Source organism: Wenjunlia vitaminophila DSM 41686 (assembly GCF_000380165.1).
GTDB lineage: Bacteria > Actinomycetota > Actinomycetes > Streptomycetales > Streptomycetaceae > Wenjunlia > Wenjunlia vitaminophila.
The window spans coordinates 187,731-204,339 of record NZ_KB904669.1 but is presented as its reverse complement, the minus strand read 5'-3'; the positions used below and the strand labels follow the sequence as shown (position 1 = coordinate 204,339).

The window sequence follows — 16,609 nt, the reverse complement described above, 5'->3', positions numbered from 1 at the left end:
TTGTGAGTAGCTCCAACACCACGACCATCACCCCACAGGGAGCCCCCAACCGGCGGAACACCGAGTTGGTCCTGCTCGCCTTCGCGGTGCTGGTCCCGGTCTTCGCCTACGCCAACGTGGGTCTGGCGATCGACGGTTCGCTGCCCGCGGGCATGCTCGGCTACGGCCTCGGACTCGGTGCGATGGCCCTGGTCGCGCACCTGGTGGTGCGGAAGTTCGCCCCCTACGCGGACCCGATCCTGCTGCCCATCGCCACCCTGCTCAACGGCCTCGGGCTGGTGCTGATCTGGCGGCTGGACCAGTCGAAGTACCTGGCCAGGCTGGGCCAGGGGGAGGGCACCTCCAACCAGTTGATGTGGTCCTGCCTGGGCATCGCCTTCTTCGTCGGCGTCCTGGTGCTGTTGAAGGACCACCGCATCCTCCAGCGCTACACCTACATCTCCATGGTGGTTGCGCTGATCCTGCTGGCCGCGCCGGCGTTCTTCCCCGCCCGGGCGCAGTCCTTCGGCGCCAAGATCTGGATCTACATCGGCCCGTTCTCCATCCAGCCGGGCGAGTTCGCCAAGATCATCATCGCGATCTTCTTCGCCGGCTACCTCATGGTCAAGCGGGACGCCCTGGCCCTGGCCAGCCGGCGCTTCATGGGCCTGTACCTGCCCCGCGGCCGCGACCTCGGCCCGATCCTGGCGGTCTGGGCGCTGAGCATCCTGATCCTGGTCTTCGAGACCGACCTGGGCACCTCGCTGCTGTTCTTCGGCCTGTTCGTGGTGATGCTCTACGTCGCCACCGAGCGCACCAGTTGGATCGTCTTCGGCCTGCTGATGTCCGCGGCCGGCGCCGCCTTCGTCGCCTCCTTCGAACCGCACGTCCAGCAGCGGATCACCGCCTGGCTGCACCCGATGGACATCTTCCTGCCGGAGGACCAGCGGCCGGCGGGCCTGATCTCCGACCAGTCCGCCCAGTCGCTGTTCTCCTTCGGCTCCGGCGGGGTGCTGGGCTCCGGGCTCGGCCAGGGCCACTCCGAGCTCATCGGGTTCGCCGCCAAGAGCGACTTCATCCTCGCCACGGTCGGCGAGGAGCTGGGTCTCGCCGGGATGATGGCGGTGCTGCTGCTCTACGCCCTGCTGGTGCAGCGCGGCATGCGCACCGCCCTGGCCGCCCGTGACCCGTTCGGCAAGCTGCTCGCCGTGGGCCTGTCCTCGGCGTTCGCGCTCCAGGTCTTCATCGTGGCCGGCGGGGTGATGAACCTCATCCCGCTGACCGGCATGACGATGCCGTTCCTGGCCCAGGGCGGCTCCTCCGTCATCACCAACTGGTCGCTCGTGGCCATCCTGCTCAAGATCAGCGACACCGCGCGCAGACCCGCGCCCGCCCCCGCGCCCACCACTGACGCGGAACCGACACAGGTGGTGCGACTGTGATCGGCGTGCCCGACAGACGCATAGCCGATCCCCACCAGGTCGTGTTCCCCGGTGCGGTGCCCACCACCACTCACCTCGACACCGAGGAAGGAGCCCTGACATGAACAAGCCGCTGCGTCGGGTGGCGGTCTTCTGCGGGCTGCTCATCCTCTCCCTGCTGGTCCGCGACAACTGGATCCAGTTCGTGGCCGCGGACGACCTGAAGAACCACAAGAACAACCGCCGGGTGCCGATCGAGCGGTACGCCCAGCCGCGCGGCGACATCATCGTGGACGGGGAGCCGATCACCGGGTCGGTCAAGGTGGACACCGGTGACTTCAAGTACAAGCGGACCTACAAGAACGGTCCGATGTACGCCCCGGTCACCGGGTACGCCTCGCAGGTCTTCGGCACCACCCAGATCGAGAACCTCCAGGACTCGATCCTCACCGGCGACGACGACCGGCTGTTCTTCAACCGCACCCTGGACGTGCTCACCGGCAAGCCCAAGAAGGGCGGCGACGTGGTGACCACGATCAACCCCGACGCGCAGAAGGCCGCCTGGGAGGGCCTGGGCGACAAGAAGGGCGCGGTCGCCGCCATCGACCCGGAGACCGGCGCCATCCTCGCCCTGGTCAGCACCCCGTCCTACGACCCCTCCGCCTTCGCCGGGAGCAGCGACGAGGACGGCAAGGCCTGGAACGCCCTGCAGAAGAAGAACAACTCGGACGACCCCATGCTCAACCGAGCGCTGCGGCAGACCTACCCGCCCGGTTCCACCTTCAAGGTGGTCACGGCGGCGGCGGCGCTGGAGGAGGGCATCTACGACGACGTCAACGGCAAGACCGACTCCCCGCTGCCGTACATCCTGCCGCAGACCACCACCCCGCTGAAGAACGAGGGCAACCTCCCCTGCGAGGACGCCTCCCTGATGAAGGCGCTGGAGGTGTCCTGCAACACCGTGTTCGCCGCCGCCGCGGACAAGGTCGGCAACGAGAAGATGCAGGAGTACGCGGAGAAGTTCGGGTTCAACAACCCCAAGGTGGACACCCCGACCCGGGCCGCCGAGTCGGTCTACCCGGAGGACAACCGCCCGCAGAACGCCATGGCCGGGATCGGCCAGGCCAGCAACCGGGCCACCCCGCTGCAGATGGCCATGGTGGCCGCGGCCATCGCCAACGACGGCAAGCTGATGAAGCCGTACCTGGTGCAGCAGCTCGTCGCCCCCAACCTCAACGTCATCGAGCAGACCGACCCGTCGAAGATGTCCGACGCCGTCTCCCCGGAGACCGCCCAGAAGCTCCAGCAGATGATGGAGAACGTGGTCGAGCGCGGCACCGGAACCAACGCGAAGATCTCCGGCGTCACGGTGGGTGGCAAGACCGGTACCGCACAGCACGGTGTTGACAACAGCGGAAATCCCTACGCCTGGTTCATCTCCTACGCCAAGACCGACGACGGCTCCCCGGTCGCCGTCGCCGTCGTGGTGGAGGACGCCAGCGGCACCGCCCGTGACGACATCGCAGGTGGCCGCCTCGCCGCGCCCATCGCCAAGGACGTCATGCAGGCCGTGCTGAAGAAGTGAGCGCGGTGACCGAGGACCGCCGCCCGGCCGGTGCCGGGGTCACCGGCACCGGCCGGGGCCGCATACCGGTCGGGTATCGGGTCGCGGTCCGACCCGGGCTCCGTCCGGCTGGGCGGGTACCGTATGCGCGAGCAGCACGAGGCCGATGATTCGGCGAGGGAGAGGGCTGGAGCTATGGAAGAGCCGCGTCGCCTCGGCGGCCGGTACGAACTGGGTGCGGTGCTCGGCCGCGGCGGCATGGCCGAGGTCTATCTCGCCCATGACACCCGGCTCGGCCGTACCGTCGCCGTCAAGACCCTCCGTGCCGACCTCGCACGCGACCCGTCGTTCCAGGCCCGGTTCCGTCGCGAGGCGCAGTCGGCCGCGTCGCTGAACCACCCGGCGATCGTCGCGGTCTACGACACCGGCGAGGACTACGTCGACGGCGTCTCCATCCCGTACATCGTGATGGAGTACGTGGACGGGTCCACGCTGCGCGAGCTGCTGCACTCCGGTCGCAAGCTGCTGCCCGAGCGGGCCCTGGAGATGACCGCCGGCATCCTGCAGGCGCTGGAGTACAGCCACCGCAACGGCATCGTGCACCGCGACATCAAGCCGGCGAACGTCATGCTGACCCGTACCGGCCAGGTCAAGGTGATGGACTTCGGCATCGCCAGGGCCATGGCGGACTCGGGCATGACCATGACCCAGACCGCCGCGGTGATCGGCACCGCCCAGTACCTCTCGCCGGAGCAGGCCAAGGGCGAGCAGGTGGACGCCCGTTCCGACCTGTACTCCACCGGCTGCCTGCTGTACGAACTGCTGACCGTGCGCCCGCCGTTCGTCGGGGACTCCCCGGTGGCGGTGGCGTACCAGCACGTGCGGGAGGAACCACAGCCGCCGTCCACCTTCGACCCGGAGGTCACCCCGGCGCAGGACGCCATCGTCCTCAAGGCGCTGGCCAAGCTCCCCGACGACCGTTACCAGTCCGCGGACGAGATGCGCGCGGACATCGAACGGGCCCTGGACGGCGTGCCGGTGGTCGCGCCCTCGGTGCACGGCGCCGGTGGCTACGGCGACTACGGCTACGGGGACGGGGCGCCCACCACGGCCCTGCCCCCGCAGGACGGCCCGCGCACCTCGATGATGCCGCCGGTCGCGGGTGACGGGGACGACGACGAGTACGGTGGCCGGGCCAGCCGCCGCCAGACGAAGAAGAGCAGCACCTCGATGGTCCTGCTGGTCCTCGCGGCCGTGCTGGTGCTGGCGGGCACGTTCTTCATCGGGAAGTCACTCTTCGGCAGTGACCCCAACACCAGCACCACCGTGCCCAACCTCACCGGGGAGACCGCCAAGTCCGCCCAGCAGGCGCTGGAGAACAAGGGCCTGGTCTACGCGGAGGGCGAGTCGAAGAACTGCGAGGAGGCGAAGGGCACCGTCTGCGACACCAGTCCGAAGGCCGGTGAGTCGGTCGACAAGGGGGACACGGTCACCGTCAGCCTGTCCCAGGGCCCGGAGACGGTGGAGGTACCGGACGTCGTCAACGACGACGAGGACACCGCCCGGAACGACCTCGAGGACGCCGGCTTCAAGGTGGAGACGAAGACCGAGGAGTCCGAGCAGCCGGAGGGCACCGTGCTGAGCCAGGACCCCGAGGGCGGCAGCCGGCAACCGCCGAACACCACCGTGACCATCACCGTGGCGGTGAAGCCGGAGGCCCAGCTCACCGAGGTGCCCAACGTGGTCGGCCAGTCGTACGCCACGGCCGAGCAGATGCTGAAGAACCTGGGCCTGAACGTGGCGAAGGTGGAGGAGGACGCGCCGGACAAGCCGCAGGACGTGGTCTTCAAGCAGAGCCACTCCCCGGGCAGCCAGGTGAACCCCAGCGAGACGATCACGCTCACCGTGCCCAAGGTCGTCACCAAGGTGCCCGTCCCGACGCTGTTCGGCAAGACCGTCCAGGACGCGACGGCGGAGCTCCAGGGCATGGGGCTGACATTGAGCGTCGCCAACGGCCCCGGCGACCCGACCGCCATCATCACCGGCCAGGACCCGCAGGGCGGGACCCCGGTCGATCCCAACACCACGGTGAACGTAACCACCGTCGCTCCCGGCGACATGAGCCAGGGCGGGGACGGCGGCGGGGACGGGGGAAACGGGGGAAAGCCGGACGACGGGGCCATATTCGGCCAAATGGGTAGCGCCGGCTGACCCACGACCGCACGGCTCGGGGCCGCGGACCGACTGGTCCGCGGCCCTCGTCATGGGCCCGGGCCCCCGCGGACCACCCCGAGATGACCGGAATCCCGGTGAGACAAGGGTCCAAACACGTACGGAGTACATACAGGACGTTATTTCGTTACGCGTGCCCCATTTCCTCGTTCGGTTCTCACAGCAGCTACCTGTTCCGCTGGAGAAAGCGAGGAACTGTGAGAGCCGTTCGCCTTCTGCTCGTCGGCGTCTGCGCAGGTGCCATGTCGCTCGGCGGATTCACCGCCGCCGAGGCGATGGGTCTTAACAGCCCCGGTATGGGGCAGCCGTCGAACCACGCCGGGAAGCACGACAAGCACGACAAGCACGGGAAGCACGGGAAGCACGTCAAGTACGTGAAGATCCGGACTGACCGGCACGACCGCGACCACCACAAGTCCAAGAAGGTCCACTACCACAAGAGCACCAAGATCCACATCTCCAAGAAGGACCACAAGTACTACCGGCTCAACAAGTCCTGCGTGAACAGCACGTTCGACTACTGCACCAAGAAGGTGGTGTTCAAGCCGGTGCTGATCGGCCGGTTCACCCTCACCGGCAGCACCACCACCACCGGCGCGACCACCGGCACCAACGGCGTGACGACCGGTGTGACGACCGGCACCACCACGCCTGGTACGGCTCAGTGGTGCTCGCCCGGCTTCTGGAAGAACCACCTGGCGGACTGGGGCCCGACCGGCATCAGCCCGGACGACCTGTACAGCGCCTTCTTCGGCTCCGCGCCGGAGCGGACGCCGCTGGGCATCTCCCAGGGCGCCCCGACCGACCCGACCCTGTTCACCGTCGTGGACAACCCGCAGTGGTACGGCGGTGACGCGGCCAACAACGTCGCCGACCTGCTCAGCGCCAACCACCCCGACATCAACTACGAGGGTGTCCGCGTAGACAACTGCCCGCTGTAACCCCGTCGCGCTCCACCGGGACCGGTCGGGCGCCGAGGACGCCATGTGGCTCCGAGGCGCCCTTCCGGGTGAGCAGACCCCCGGTGGCCGCCCCGGAGCAAGGCCCGCCGGGCAGGCGTTCGTCGCCTGCCCGGCGAGCCGTGGAACAGAAGGAACCCGATGGAACGATCCGGCGAGCCCACCACCAGCCGGCCGACTGACCCAGCCCTCCCGACCGGGCTGGCCGCGAAGGACCAGGAAGGACCGGAGGTGAGCCTGGTCTTCCCGCCTCCCCGGGAGGGGGACGCCGGCGCACCGGGGCCCGGGCACGACGACGGTCCGCGGTGCCCGCGGGGAACCGCCGGGCAGCGCTCGCCGTGGGCGGTCGGAGTGCTCACGTTCACGGCGATCGTCCTGGTCGGCGCCATGCTGGTGCACCTGGCCATGCTCTTCCTGAGCGTCGCCCCGCCCAACGCCCTCAGCAAGCAGTACCGGGACCGGATCAACACCTACGTCCAACCCGAGTTCAGCCAGAACTGGCAACTGTTCGCGCCCAACCCCGCGCAGCTCAACCAGGCCGTCGGCGCCCGGGTGCGCACCCAGGGGGCCGACGGGACCGTGCACACCTCGGACTGGATCAACATCACGGCCAAGGACATCGAGGCGATCAAGGGCAACCCGGCGCCCAGCCACGCGCACCAGAACATGCTCCGCCGGGCCTGGGAGGCCTACACCGACTCCCACAACTACAAGGAACAGACCAACGGGCCGCTGGGCCGGGTGGCCGCCGCCTACCTCAAACGGGTGGTGCTCCAGCGGCTGGGGACCGAGCGGCACGGGGAACCCATCGTCGGGCTGCAGATCGCGGGCCGCATCACCCTGGTGCCCCCGCCCGCATGGACCGAAGAGGACGATCCCGACTCCACCACCTACCGGATTCTGCCGTGGTCCCGGGTGACGGAGCGGGACCACGAGGGATTGTGAGTTGAGTACCGTGCCATCGACGTCCACGCGTCTCCGGTTCCTGGCGTCCACGGGACGGTGGCTGGGGGACCTCCTCGTCCGGATCGGCCGGCTCGCCCGCGGCACACAGGCGCCGTACCAGGCCGCGGTCTTCCGCATCGGGCTCGCCGGCTCTGTGCTCCTCTTCCTGCTGCGGGAGTGGCCGCACCGCAGGACGCTGTACGGCGACCGCAGCCCCCTGTCCTGGGACCTGGCCCACACCCTGACCCGGCTCGAGGGCACCTTCACGGTGCTGAACTGGTACGGCGGGCGGCTGTGGTTCGAGGTCGTGTACACCCTGGCGATCGCGGCGGCCGTCGCCGTGCTGGTCGGCTGGCGCACCCGGACCGCGTCCGTGGTCTTCATGCTCGGGATGTTGTCCCTGGAGAACCGGAACACCCTGCTGGGCGACGGCGGGGACAACCTCATCCGGATCATGGTGATCTACCTGGTCTTCACCCGGTGCGCCGAGGTGTGGTCGCTGGACGCACGCCGCGCCGCCCGCGGGCCCGCCGACCAGCAGGACCGCACGGGCGTGATCCTGTGGTCGGTGACCGGACCGCTGCTGGCCTGGGGGTTCGGCGCCCCGACCGGGGGGTGGTCGCTGGTGCTCTGGACGTTGTGGGCCGGGCACGCGCTCTGGTACGCGGCGAACCGGTGGTTCCCGCGGCACGAGGCCCGCGCGGTGCTCGACGACTGCGCGTCCATGCTGCACAACTGCGCGATGCTGGTGATCGCCGCGCAGGTCTGCCTGGTCTACGCCTCGGCCGGCTGGTACAAGATCCAGGGTCTGCGCTGGCAGGACGGCAGCGCCCTGCACTACGTGATGCACCTCGACCACTTCACCCCGTGGCCCTGGCTGTCCGGAGCCCTGGTGGGCCACAGCCTGTTGCTCCTCGTGCTGGGCTACCTCACGGTCATGGTGCAGGTGGCGTTCCCGTTCACGCTGGGCGCGCGCAGGGTCAAGAACGTGCTGCTCGTGGTGATGGTCATGGAGCACCTGGGGATCGCGGTGCTGCTCGGCATCCCCTTCTTCTCGCTGGTCATGATCGCCTGTGACGCGGTCTTCCTGCCCACGGCGTTCCTGGTCGCGCTCGGCGGCCACTGCACGGGACTCACCTCGCGGCTCCGCACCCGCAGGACGGGGAGGGCGCGGCCGGTGGAGCCGGCCGTCGGCGTGGCCGCCGGCGGTTGACCGGCCGTTCCGGAGCCGGGGCGCGGCTCAGCGCAGTTCCGCCGGCAACGTGCGCTTGTCGTCCACCTTCTGCGTGCGCACCATCTCGCCCCAGACGATCAGGCGGTGCCGGGAGGTGTACACCGGGGTGCAGGTGGTCAGCGTGATGTAGCGGCCCGCGCGCTTCTTCCCCGAGCCCTTGGGTATCGGCTCGAGGGCCCCGACGTTGTACTTGGAGGTCTCGGGCAGGGTGTTGAAGACCCGGTACACGTACCAGGTGTCCTTGGTCTCCACGACCACCACGTCGCCCTTGTCCAGCTTGTCGAGCTTGTGGAACTTCGCCCCGTGGCCATCCCGGTGCGCGGCGAGCGAGAAGTTGCCCCGCTTCGCCCAGGGCATCGCGGCCCGCACCGGCTCGGTGTAGTAACCGGCGACGCCCTTGTTCAGCTCCTCGGTGCCGGTGCCCTTGACGATCAGCACCTCGTAGCCCTTGCCCAGGGCGGGCAGGTGCAGGAAGCCGACGCCGTCCCGCGGGTCCCAGGACCGCCCCGGCGCCTCCTCCGCCTCCTGCGCCCAGTGCTCCCGCACCTTCTCACTCTTCCGGGCGGCCTCCCGGTTGGCGACGACGTTGGTCCACCACAGGGAGTAGACGACGAAGAGGGCCAGGACGAGCCCCACGGTTATCAGCAGTTCACCGAGGACGCCGACGACCGCTGCCACACCGCCGCGACGGCGCCGGGGCCCGGCACCGGTGTCCGCGTCGGGGCCGGCGGGGGTGTCTTCGGGGCTCGTCTCGGCTCCGGGGGCCCGGGGGGAGTCCTGTCCGGCGCCGCCGGTCTCCAGGACGTCGTCGTTCTCGGTGGTCACCGCGTTCTCCCCCTCGTGTGGCCGGGCGGGGCGGCCCGACTACCCAACCAGCGCGTCGGGCTTCCCCTCGCTGCGCGGACGTTCCTCCACCATCTTGCCCCACACGATCATTCGGTACTTGGAGGTGAACTCCGGAGTGCAGGTGGTCAGCGTGATGTAGCGCCCCGGCTCGGTGAAGCCGGACTCCGGTGGCACCGGGCCTATCACCCCGATGTTGGACGGTGAGGTCTGCGGCAGGATGCTGGTCATCTCGTAGACGTAGTAGTGGTCCTGGGTCTCCACCACGATCGGGTCACCCGGTTCCAGTTTGTTGACGTACCGGAACGGCTCGCCGTGGGTGTTGCGGTGGCCGGCGAGCGCGAAGTTCCCCTTCTTGTCCCACGGCATCGCGGACTTGAGGTTGCCCGAGTAGTGACCGACCATGCCCTTGTCCAGGACCTTGTGCTTGTCGATGCCCTCGGCGATCGGCGTCTTGACGTCCAGCTTGGGGATGTAGATGATCGCGAAGCCCTCGCCCGCGTCGAAGGCCCCGGGCTCGCGCTCACCGTCGGACTCCCTCCACTTCTCCTCCAGGTCCCGGGCCGCGGCGTTGGCCGCCCGGTGCGCGATCACGTTGGTCCACCAGAGCTGGTAACCGACGAACAGCAGCATCAACACGCCCAGCGTGATGAACAGCTCGCCGGCCACCCGGCTGATCACCACAGCCGGCCCGTCCTTGGCGGCCCGTGCGGCCCTGCGCGCCTCGAGCCGGCTCAGCGGCTGGCCGTCGGCGGACTCCCCCTCGGCCCCGGCCGAAGCCGACGCGGCGGGCAGCGAGGCCGTGGACGCCCTCCTGGCGCGCTTTCCGTGAGCCGGGGGACGTTTGCCCCGTACCGGTCGTCGCGCCTCCTCCTGGGCGGCCCTGCGCCGTGCGGCGCGGCCCCCGGGGGCCGGCTCGGCGCCCACTTCTGACGCGGACCCCGTGCCGGCAGCAGCCGGGGCCCCCTCGTCCCGGGCCGCCCGGCCCGCCCGGCTCGCCTGGGCTGCCTGGGCCGTCCTTCGCCGCGCGGCGCGGCCCCCGGACGGCGGGTCCGCAGACGGCAGGTCCCCAGACGGCAGGTGCGGGCTCGGGCCGGGGAGGGGGTCCTGGGACCCGGGCACCGCCCCTCCCGGCAGCCCGAGCGGGTCCACCTGGGGCAGCGGAACGGTCTGGTCAGGTGCGGCCAGCGACCGCTGCGCCGGCACCGGGACCCAGTCGGGGCCCGGCCCCCCGGCCACCGGCTGCGGGTCCTGGACGAACGGCTCCGGCCCGTACGCGTCGGGAAGGTACGGGTCAGGGAGGTACGGGTCGGGGAGGTACGCGTCGGGGAGGTACTGGTCGGACGGGTACGGCTGGAGGGCGTGGGCGTCGGACGGCGGGGGCAGCTCGGGCTGGTACGGACTGGACGGGTGGGGCTGGGGACCGAACGACGGGCTGTGCTGCCGGCCCGGCAGCGGGTCGTTCAGCGGGTCGGCGAGCCCCCCGACCGCATCGACGAAGCGTGCGGGGTCGGACGACTGGCCATCGCGCTCCGGAGGGAGCACCGTCACTTGCCGATCACCGGTGCGAGTCCGGTGGACCGCCCCACCGCCTCGGAGTCCCCGCACACCGCCAGCCAGTTGGCCAGCATCCGGTGGCCCCACTCGGTGAGCACCGACTCCGGGTGGAATTGCACCCCCTCCACCGCCAGGCGCGGGTGGCGCAGCCCCTGCACCACCCGGTTCCCACCCTCCCCGGTCCACGCCGTGACCTCGAGCTCCTCCGGGATCGAACCGGGGTCCACGGCGAGCGAGTGGTAGCGGGTGGCGGTGAACGGCGACGGGAGCCCGGCGAAGACGCCCACGCCCCGGTGCGCGACCGCCGACGTCTTGCCGTGGAGCAGTTCCGGGGCCCGGCCGACCACCCCGCCGTAGGCCACGGCGATCGACTGGAGGCCCAGGCAGACCCCGAAGACCGGCAGGCGCCGATCGGCGCAGTACCGCACCATGTCCACGCAGACCCCGGCCTCCTCCGGCGTGCCGGGGCCCGGCGAGAGCAGCACCCCGGAGAAGCCGTCGCCGGCGTCGGCGGTGCTCACCTCGTCGTTCCGCGCCACCTCGCACTCGGCGCCCAACTGGTACAGGTACTGGACCAGGTTGAACACGAAGCTGTCGTAGTTGTCGACGACGAGGATTCTGGTTCTGTTCATCGGTCGCCCCCACCGGTGCCGGTTCCGCTGTCGACGGTCACGTCACCGAACGGGAGCAGCGGCTCAGCCCACGGGAAGACGTACTGGAAGAGCACGTAGACGACGGCCAGCACCAGCAGGAGGCAGATCAGCGCCCGCACCCATGCGTTGCCGGGGAGATGCCGCCAGATCCAGCCGTACATCCCGCTCCCTTCCTCGGCCTTCCGTCCATCCGCACCAGGGTACGGGGGATCGCCGCTCAACCGGCCAACGCGGCGGGTTTTCCCTGGCCCGCGGGGAGCACGTCAACCAGGTGCGCCCAGACGACCAACCGGTGGCTGCGCCCCCACTCGGGGTCGCCGGTGGTCAGGGTGAGGTAGCGGCCCGGCCCGGGATAGGGGGCTGCCGCGGCCACGGCCGGCGCGGGGGTCGGTGCGACCACCCCGCCGTCCCCGGGAAGCGTGCGGTAGGGCTGGGCGTCCACCTGGTAGGTGAACCAGGACTCGCCGTCGGTGAGCACCACCGCGTCTCCGGGCCGGAGCCTGGGCAGGTCGCGGAACGGGTCCCCGTGGGTCCTGCGGTGCCCGGCGACCGCGAAGTTGCCGACCTCGCCGAGCCGCCCGGTGCCGCGGTAGTGGCCGAGCCCGCGCTGGAGCACCCCCGCGGACGTCCCCTCGAGCACCGGCTGTCGCCAGTCGTCGCCGAGCCTGGGGGCGTACATCACGGCGAACGCGGTGCCCTCGCGGTAGGGGGCGCCGGCCGGCGGGGCGCCCTGCCCCGCGCCACCGTTGAGCCGGGTGCCCGTCGAGTCCTGTGACCAGCGTTCCCTGAGGCTGCTGAGTTCCCGGTCCGCCCCCTGGTCGTAGGTGACCCCGGTCCAGTACAGCGTGTAGAAGGTGAAGAGCAGCAGGACCGTGCCGAGGGTGAGGAAGACTTCGCTGAGCGTGCGGACGACCAGCCTGATCGGCACGGATCCTCCCGGCGACGGTGGGCGCCCCGCTACTCCGCGAGGGGCTCGGCATGTCGAAGGTCCACTGTGCCCGAGTAGCCGCGCAGCGTCACCATGCCGTGCTCCTCCACCTTCCAGCCCAACCCGTAGGCCTCGACGTACTGGAGGTAGTTCTCGATCGCCGGGTCGTCGTCAAGGGCGGCGCGCAGCCGGTCGCGGTCGCCGACGGCCGTGACGGTGTACGGCGGGGAGTAGACCCGTCCCTGGAGGATGAGGGTGTTGCCGACGCAGCGCACCGCGCTGGTGGAGATCAGCCGCTGGTCCATCACCCGTATCCCGGTGGCACCGCCCCGCCACAGGGCGTTGACCACGGCCTGGAGGTCCTGCTGGTGGATGACCAGGTCGTTGGGGGAGGGCTCCGGCACCTCCGGGATGCGGGGCCTGGCGTCGGGGGGCGCGTCGGTGAGGGTGACGGTGACGGCGGGGCCGCGGACCGGCTTGGTTCCCGCGGCGTCCCGCAGCCGGTCGAGTTGCCGGGTGGCCGCCGGGTGGCCGTTCTCCTCGCGGTTGCGCCGGTCCACCTGCTTGTGCAGGGCGGAGAGGTCCTCGTCGAGCTCGGCGTTGCGGTCGCTGCGCTGGCCGATCAGGTCGGACAGCCGCAGCAGGGAGTCGTCGGTGCGCAGGTTGGTCCCCTGGGCCGTGTCGAAGCTCACCCAGAACAACAGGCCGGCCAGGGCGAAGACCCCGGCGGAGAGCAGTCGCGGAACCTGTCCCGCGAGGGAGCGGAGAGACGGACTCATCTGGCGAATGCGCACCGTATCCTTATCTCCTTAGCACCCTGGGAGGCACTACGCTAACGGACGCCCGGACGACTGTGGTTGCGCGCCCGGGGAGCAGACCGTACGAAGAGCCCGCGCGGTTACGCAGCGCATCGACAGGAGACCCACTCGTGCCGAAGTCACGGATCCGCAAGAAGGCAGAGTTCACGCCCCCGCCGGAGAAGCAGGGCGCCGTCAAGTTGTCCGGAGGCAACCGCCAGTGGGTGGCGCCGGTGATGCTGGCGCTGTTCCTGATCGGTCTGGCCTGGATCGTGGTGTACTACGTCACCAACACCGACCTGCCGGTCGAGTCGTGGGGCGACTGGAACATCATCGCCGGTTTCGGCTTCATCGCCGTCGGCTTCGTCGTCTCCACCCAGTGGAAGTAGGGTCCGCACCGCCACTGGGTGCCGCACCGGACGCGTGACCGCACCGGGGTCCCTGGCTCGAGCTCTCCGACCCACCGGGGCGCGCGCCGTTTCTTCGTGGTGCCCGCGTTCGCGCCGGGGCGTTGGCCGTGTCGCGCCGGGGCTCGCTGGCCAGGCAGCCCCGCTGGCCAGGTACCCAGGCCCGGCGGTCTCGCTCGTTTGTCCACAGGGTTATCCACAGTGTTGAAAAGGTCGGAAGATCTGTGGATAACTCATAGGGCTTTCCCGTCGGTATGACTGCGTCGCTGCCCCTGGCCAGCCGTAAAACCCCGATCTTGCTGGGGAAACGCACAGAGTGGCGGTGCTGCACACGGTGTGGTGGCACTGTGCACACCCCTTCGACCTGGTGTGGATAACTCTTCGGTCATCCGGTGATGCGCACCGTGCCCACCCACACCATCACCACGATCAGCAGCACCGCACCCACACACGTGAGGACCTGCACCTGCGTGCGGCGCTGCCGCGGGGCGTACACCATCCCCGCCGCCACCAGGCCTCCCATCACCAGCCCGCCGATGTGCGCGCGCCAGTCGATGCCGGAGAACGCGAAGGTGATCGCGAGGTTCAGCACCAGCACGATGATGATCGGGCGGGTGTCACCGCCGAGCTTGTGGACCACCACCCCCAGCCCGCCCAGCAGACCGAAGATCGCGCCGGACGCGCCGAGCGACGCCTGGTTGGCGTCGGCGAGCATGAACGACGCCGCTGAGCCGCCGAGCCCCGCCAACAGGTAGAGGGTCAGGAAACGGACGCGGCCGAGCGCCGTCTCCAGGGCAGGACCGAGCCACCACAGGGACAGCATGTTCAGGGCGATGTGCGCGACGGCCTGGTGCAGGAACATCGCGGTGAGCAGGCGGTACCACTGGTCGGGCCCCTCCGCGACACCCACGAGCTGACCGCTGTAGTCCACGCCCCGGCCGACCAGCTCCAGGTCCATCACGAAGTGGTCCCCGAGCGAGAGCGCCAGCAGCCACACCACCACGTTGACGGCGATCAGGCTCTTGGTGACGACGGCGTCGTGGGAGACCACCCGCCCGCCGAACGCGGTGCGCGGAGCCCTGGAGCCCTGGTGGCCCTGCTGAACGCACTGCGGGCACTGGAACCCGACGGAGGCGCTGACCATGCACTCCGGGCAGACCGGACGGTCGCACCGGGTGCAGCGCACATTGGCCTCCCGGTCCGGGTGCCGGTAGCACATCTGCTGGGTGGCGGGTGCGCCGTCCATCTGCGAGTCCCTTCCTGGCGGCCGCTCCCGTCCGCCCTATCAGGCAGGACGGACGGGACGGCCGGGTTGTTCCCGAGGGCCGCTTCGCTCCCGGGTCAGCCCTCCCGGCGGACCTTGATCGTCTCGATGACCACGTCGCTGGTGGGGCGGTCGGTGCGCGGGTTGGTCTGGGTGTTGGCGATCTTGTCCACCACCTTCTGGCTCGCCGGGTCGGCGACCTCGCCGAAGATGGTGTGCTTGCCGGTGAGCCACGCGGTGGCGCCCACGGTGACGAAGAACTGCGAGCCGTTGGTGCCGGGACCCGCGTTGGCCATGGCGAGCAGGTAGGGACGGTCGAACGCCAGGTCCGGGTGGAACTCGTCACCGAACTGGTAGCCGGGGCCACCGGTCCCGTTCCCCAGCGGGTCCCCGCCCTGGATCATAAAGCCGGAGATGACCCGGTGGAAGATCGTCCCGTCGTAGAGCGGGGCCTTGGTCGGCTGGCCGGTCTTCGGGTCGATCCACTCGCGGGTGCCCTCGGCCAGCTCCACGAAGTTCTTCACGGTTTTCGGCGCATGGTTCGGCAGGAGCCGGACGTCGATGTCGCCCTGGTTGGTCTTGATGGTGGCGTAGAGCTGCTCGGCCACGGTGCACCTTCCCTGAGGTTTCTCGAACAACGTCAGATCCTCGCACGCCCGGCGGGTCACCCGTACCGCGGTGGACTCCCGGTCCCCCCGCTCGACCGGCATCCCACACGTGGTCACGCCCAGCGCGGACGGACCAGTTCCACATGCCGGGAAAGCACGGGAAAGGCATGATCTTTCACTGGATGGAAAGGCGACCATGCCGAACGCCACCGAGAAGGAGGTTCCCGTGACCCGCTTGGCTGACTACACGGACAACGTCCGCGTCGCCGCGGCCCAGGACAAGTACCGGCAACTGGCCCCCCGGGCCAAGAAGGGGGTCCTGCGCGCCGCCACCGTGGCCACGCCGTACGCGGGCAGGGTCGCGAGCACCGCGGTGCGCGGCGCCGGCCTGGCCCGGCAACGCCTCGGCCCCCGCGTGACGCTCGTGGTGTGCCAGGCCCGCGAGGCGCTGCCGCCCCGGGTCGAGCACGCCGTGGACAGCGTGGCCCAGCGCACCCGGAGCTCCGTCCGCGTCGCCACGGACGTGGTGCCCAAGGTGGGTCAGGCGGTGGAGAACGCGCGCGCCACCACCGCGCCGGCCCGGCAGGAGGCCGTGGCGCGGGGATCGGCCGCCGTCGCCGCGCTTCGCGGTCAGGTCACCCCGACCGACGTGGCCCGGGCCCGCCGCGCCCGTGCCCGCCGCGGACAGACGGTCAAACGGCTCGCCGTCGCCGGCGTCGCCTTCGGCGGCGCGTGCGCCGCCTGGACCTGGTGGAGCCGCCGCAGCGACCAGGACTGGCTGGTGGAGGCCGCCGAGGCGACCGAGGGCGTGGACCTCGACACCGCCGGCGCCACCGCCACCGCCTACGACTCCGCCACCGGCACCGGCACCGGCACCGGGGGGCTGACGGTCCCGGAGGCCCAGGCCGAGCAGGCGGAACAGGCGGTCGTGGAGGAGGTGGAGCGCTCCGCGCGGCACCGGTCCCACGAGTGAGGGCGGCCCCGCGCGTCCCGGCGGCGGCACCACCCGTCCCGGCGGCGCCACCGCCACGGACGCACCACGCCGTGGGCCGGGACCACCGTGAGCCGGGGTCACCGATGGCCGGGGTCACTCGCGAAAGGAGGTGACCGCGGCGGCGACCGGGTCCACCGCGGCACCGCCCTCCGCTGACCGTCATCTCCCCCTGACTCCTCCCGGTGCATGGCCTGCGCAGTTTCCTGATGGAACTGCTCAGAACC

General features: G+C 70.4%; 16 protein-coding genes. 8 read left to right on the top strand and 8 right to left on the bottom strand.

Annotated elements, in window-relative coordinates; all coding sequences use genetic code 11:
* The first annotated feature begins 2 nt into the window (after nt 1–2).
* The 6 genes from A3IG_RS0114180 (at nt 3) to A3IG_RS0114150 (ending at nt 8,313) form a co-directional block, all read left to right on the top strand.
* Complete coding sequence (locus tag A3IG_RS0114180; protein ID WP_018384233.1) at nt 3–1,421, top strand: FtsW/RodA/SpoVE family cell cycle protein; 1,419 nt, start codon at nt 3–5, stop codon at nt 1,419–1,421.
* 100 nt (nt 1,422–1,521) lie between these two features.
* Entirely contained in the window at nt 1,522–2,985 is a 1,464-nt protein-coding gene (locus A3IG_RS0114170; RefSeq protein ID WP_018384231.1) for a peptidoglycan D,D-transpeptidase FtsI family protein, read from the top strand.
* 174 nt (nt 2,986–3,159) lie between these two features.
* A complete protein-coding gene (gene pknB / locus A3IG_RS0114165; RefSeq protein ID WP_018384230.1) occupies nt 3,160–5,175 on the top strand; it encodes a Stk1 family PASTA domain-containing Ser/Thr kinase in 2,016 nt (671 codons plus the stop codon).
* A gap of 263 nt (nt 5,176–5,438) precedes the next feature.
* Complete coding sequence (locus tag A3IG_RS31940) at nt 5,439–6,137, top strand: hypothetical protein (RefSeq protein ID WP_051087497.1); 699 nt, start codon at nt 5,439–5,441, stop codon at nt 6,135–6,137.
* Between the two features lie 159 nt (nt 6,138–6,296).
* Nucleotides 6,297–7,100: a DUF5819 family protein gene (locus tag A3IG_RS29735; RefSeq protein WP_018384228.1), complete on the top strand. Its 804-nt coding sequence runs from the start codon at nt 6,297–6,299 to the stop codon at nt 7,098–7,100.
* A 10-nt stretch (nt 7,101–7,110) separates the two neighbouring features.
* Nucleotides 7,111–8,313, top strand: a complete 1,203-nt coding sequence (locus A3IG_RS0114150) for an HTTM domain-containing protein (protein ID WP_018384227.1) — start codon at nt 7,111–7,113, stop codon at nt 8,311–8,313.
* A gap of 27 nt (nt 8,314–8,340) precedes the next feature.
* On the opposite strand, the gene A3IG_RS0114145 is transcribed toward A3IG_RS0114150, so the two are convergent.
* From A3IG_RS0114145 to A3IG_RS0114120, 6 genes are read right to left on the bottom strand one after another with little or no spacing between them, the layout of a single operon-like run.
* Nucleotides 8,341–9,159: a class E sortase gene (locus A3IG_RS0114145; RefSeq protein ID WP_018384226.1), complete on the bottom strand. Its 819-nt coding sequence runs from the start codon at nt 9,157–9,159 to the stop codon at nt 8,341–8,343.
* Between the two features lie 39 nt (nt 9,160–9,198).
* Nucleotides 9,199–10,728 (bottom strand): class E sortase, encoded by a 1,530-nt coding sequence (locus tag A3IG_RS0114140; RefSeq protein ID WP_018384225.1) that lies wholly within the window; start codon nt 10,726–10,728, stop codon nt 9,199–9,201.
* Nucleotides 10,725–11,366 (bottom strand): aminodeoxychorismate/anthranilate synthase component II, encoded by a 642-nt coding sequence (locus A3IG_RS0114135; protein WP_018384224.1) that lies wholly within the window; start codon nt 11,364–11,366, stop codon nt 10,725–10,727. Before A3IG_RS0114135 ends, A3IG_RS0114140 begins: the two co-directional genes overlap by 4 nt.
* Nucleotides 11,363–11,548 (bottom strand): hypothetical protein, encoded by a 186-nt coding sequence (locus tag A3IG_RS0114130; protein WP_018384223.1) that lies wholly within the window; start codon nt 11,546–11,548, stop codon nt 11,363–11,365. Before A3IG_RS0114130 ends, A3IG_RS0114135 begins: the two co-directional genes overlap by 4 nt.
* Before the next feature lie 56 nt (nt 11,549–11,604).
* A complete protein-coding gene (locus A3IG_RS0114125; protein WP_018384222.1) occupies nt 11,605–12,315 on the bottom strand; it encodes a class E sortase in 711 nt (236 codons plus the stop codon).
* A gap of 29 nt (nt 12,316–12,344) precedes the next feature.
* Nucleotides 12,345–13,094, bottom strand: coding sequence for a DUF881 domain-containing protein (locus tag A3IG_RS0114120; RefSeq protein ID WP_018384221.1), 750 nt, complete (start codon nt 13,092–13,094; stop codon nt 12,345–12,347).
* 149 nt (nt 13,095–13,243) lie between these two features.
* Here A3IG_RS0114120 and crgA point away from each other — a divergent pair, with 149 nt between their 5' ends.
* Nucleotides 13,244–13,501, top strand: coding sequence for a cell division protein CrgA (gene crgA / locus A3IG_RS0114115; RefSeq protein ID WP_018384220.1), 258 nt, complete (start codon nt 13,244–13,246; stop codon nt 13,499–13,501).
* A gap of 403 nt (nt 13,502–13,904) precedes the next feature.
* On the opposite strand, the gene A3IG_RS0114110 is transcribed toward crgA, so the two are convergent.
* Nucleotides 13,905–14,765, bottom strand: coding sequence for a rhomboid family intramembrane serine protease (locus A3IG_RS0114110; protein WP_018384219.1), 861 nt, complete (start codon nt 14,763–14,765; stop codon nt 13,905–13,907).
* 95 nt (nt 14,766–14,860) lie between these two features.
* Complete coding sequence (locus A3IG_RS0114105; protein WP_026220259.1) at nt 14,861–15,391, bottom strand: peptidylprolyl isomerase; 531 nt, start codon at nt 15,389–15,391, stop codon at nt 14,861–14,863.
* Between the two features lie 226 nt (nt 15,392–15,617).
* On the opposite strand from A3IG_RS0114105, the gene A3IG_RS0114100 reads away from it, so the two are divergent.
* Nucleotides 15,618–16,364, top strand: a complete 747-nt coding sequence (locus A3IG_RS0114100; protein WP_158676912.1) for a DUF5324 family protein — start codon at nt 15,618–15,620, stop codon at nt 16,362–16,364.
* Nucleotides 16,365–16,609: the final 245 nt, after the last annotated feature.

What these genes read in the sequence shown, in the direction of transcription:
- A3IG_RS0114170 (WP_018384231.1), top strand. Translation starts at nt 1,522, where the DNA reads ATGAACAAGCCGCTGCGTCGGGTGGCGGTCTTCTGCGGGCTGCTCATC.
- pknB (WP_018384230.1), top strand. Translation starts at nt 3,160, where the DNA reads ATGGAAGAGCCGCGTCGCCTCGGCGGCCGGTACGAACTGGGTGCGGTG.
- A3IG_RS31940 (WP_051087497.1), top strand. Translation starts at nt 5,439, where the DNA reads ATGTCGCTCGGCGGATTCACCGCCGCCGAGGCGATGGGTCTTAACAGC.
- A3IG_RS29735 (WP_018384228.1), top strand. Translation starts at nt 6,297, where the DNA reads ATGGAACGATCCGGCGAGCCCACCACCAGCCGGCCGACTGACCCAGCC.
- A3IG_RS0114135 (WP_018384224.1), bottom strand. Translation starts at nt 11,366, where the DNA reads ATGAACAGAACCAGAATCCTCGTCGTCGACAACTACGACAGCTTCGTG.
- A3IG_RS0114130 (WP_018384223.1), bottom strand. Translation starts at nt 11,548, where the DNA reads ATGTACGGCTGGATCTGGCGGCATCTCCCCGGCAACGCATGGGTGCGG.
- A3IG_RS0114120 (WP_018384221.1), bottom strand. Translation starts at nt 13,094, where the DNA reads ATGAGTCCGTCTCTCCGCTCCCTCGCGGGACAGGTTCCGCGACTGCTC.
- A3IG_RS0114110 (WP_018384219.1), bottom strand. Translation starts at nt 14,765, where the DNA reads ATGGACGGCGCACCCGCCACCCAGCAGATGTGCTACCGGCACCCGGAC.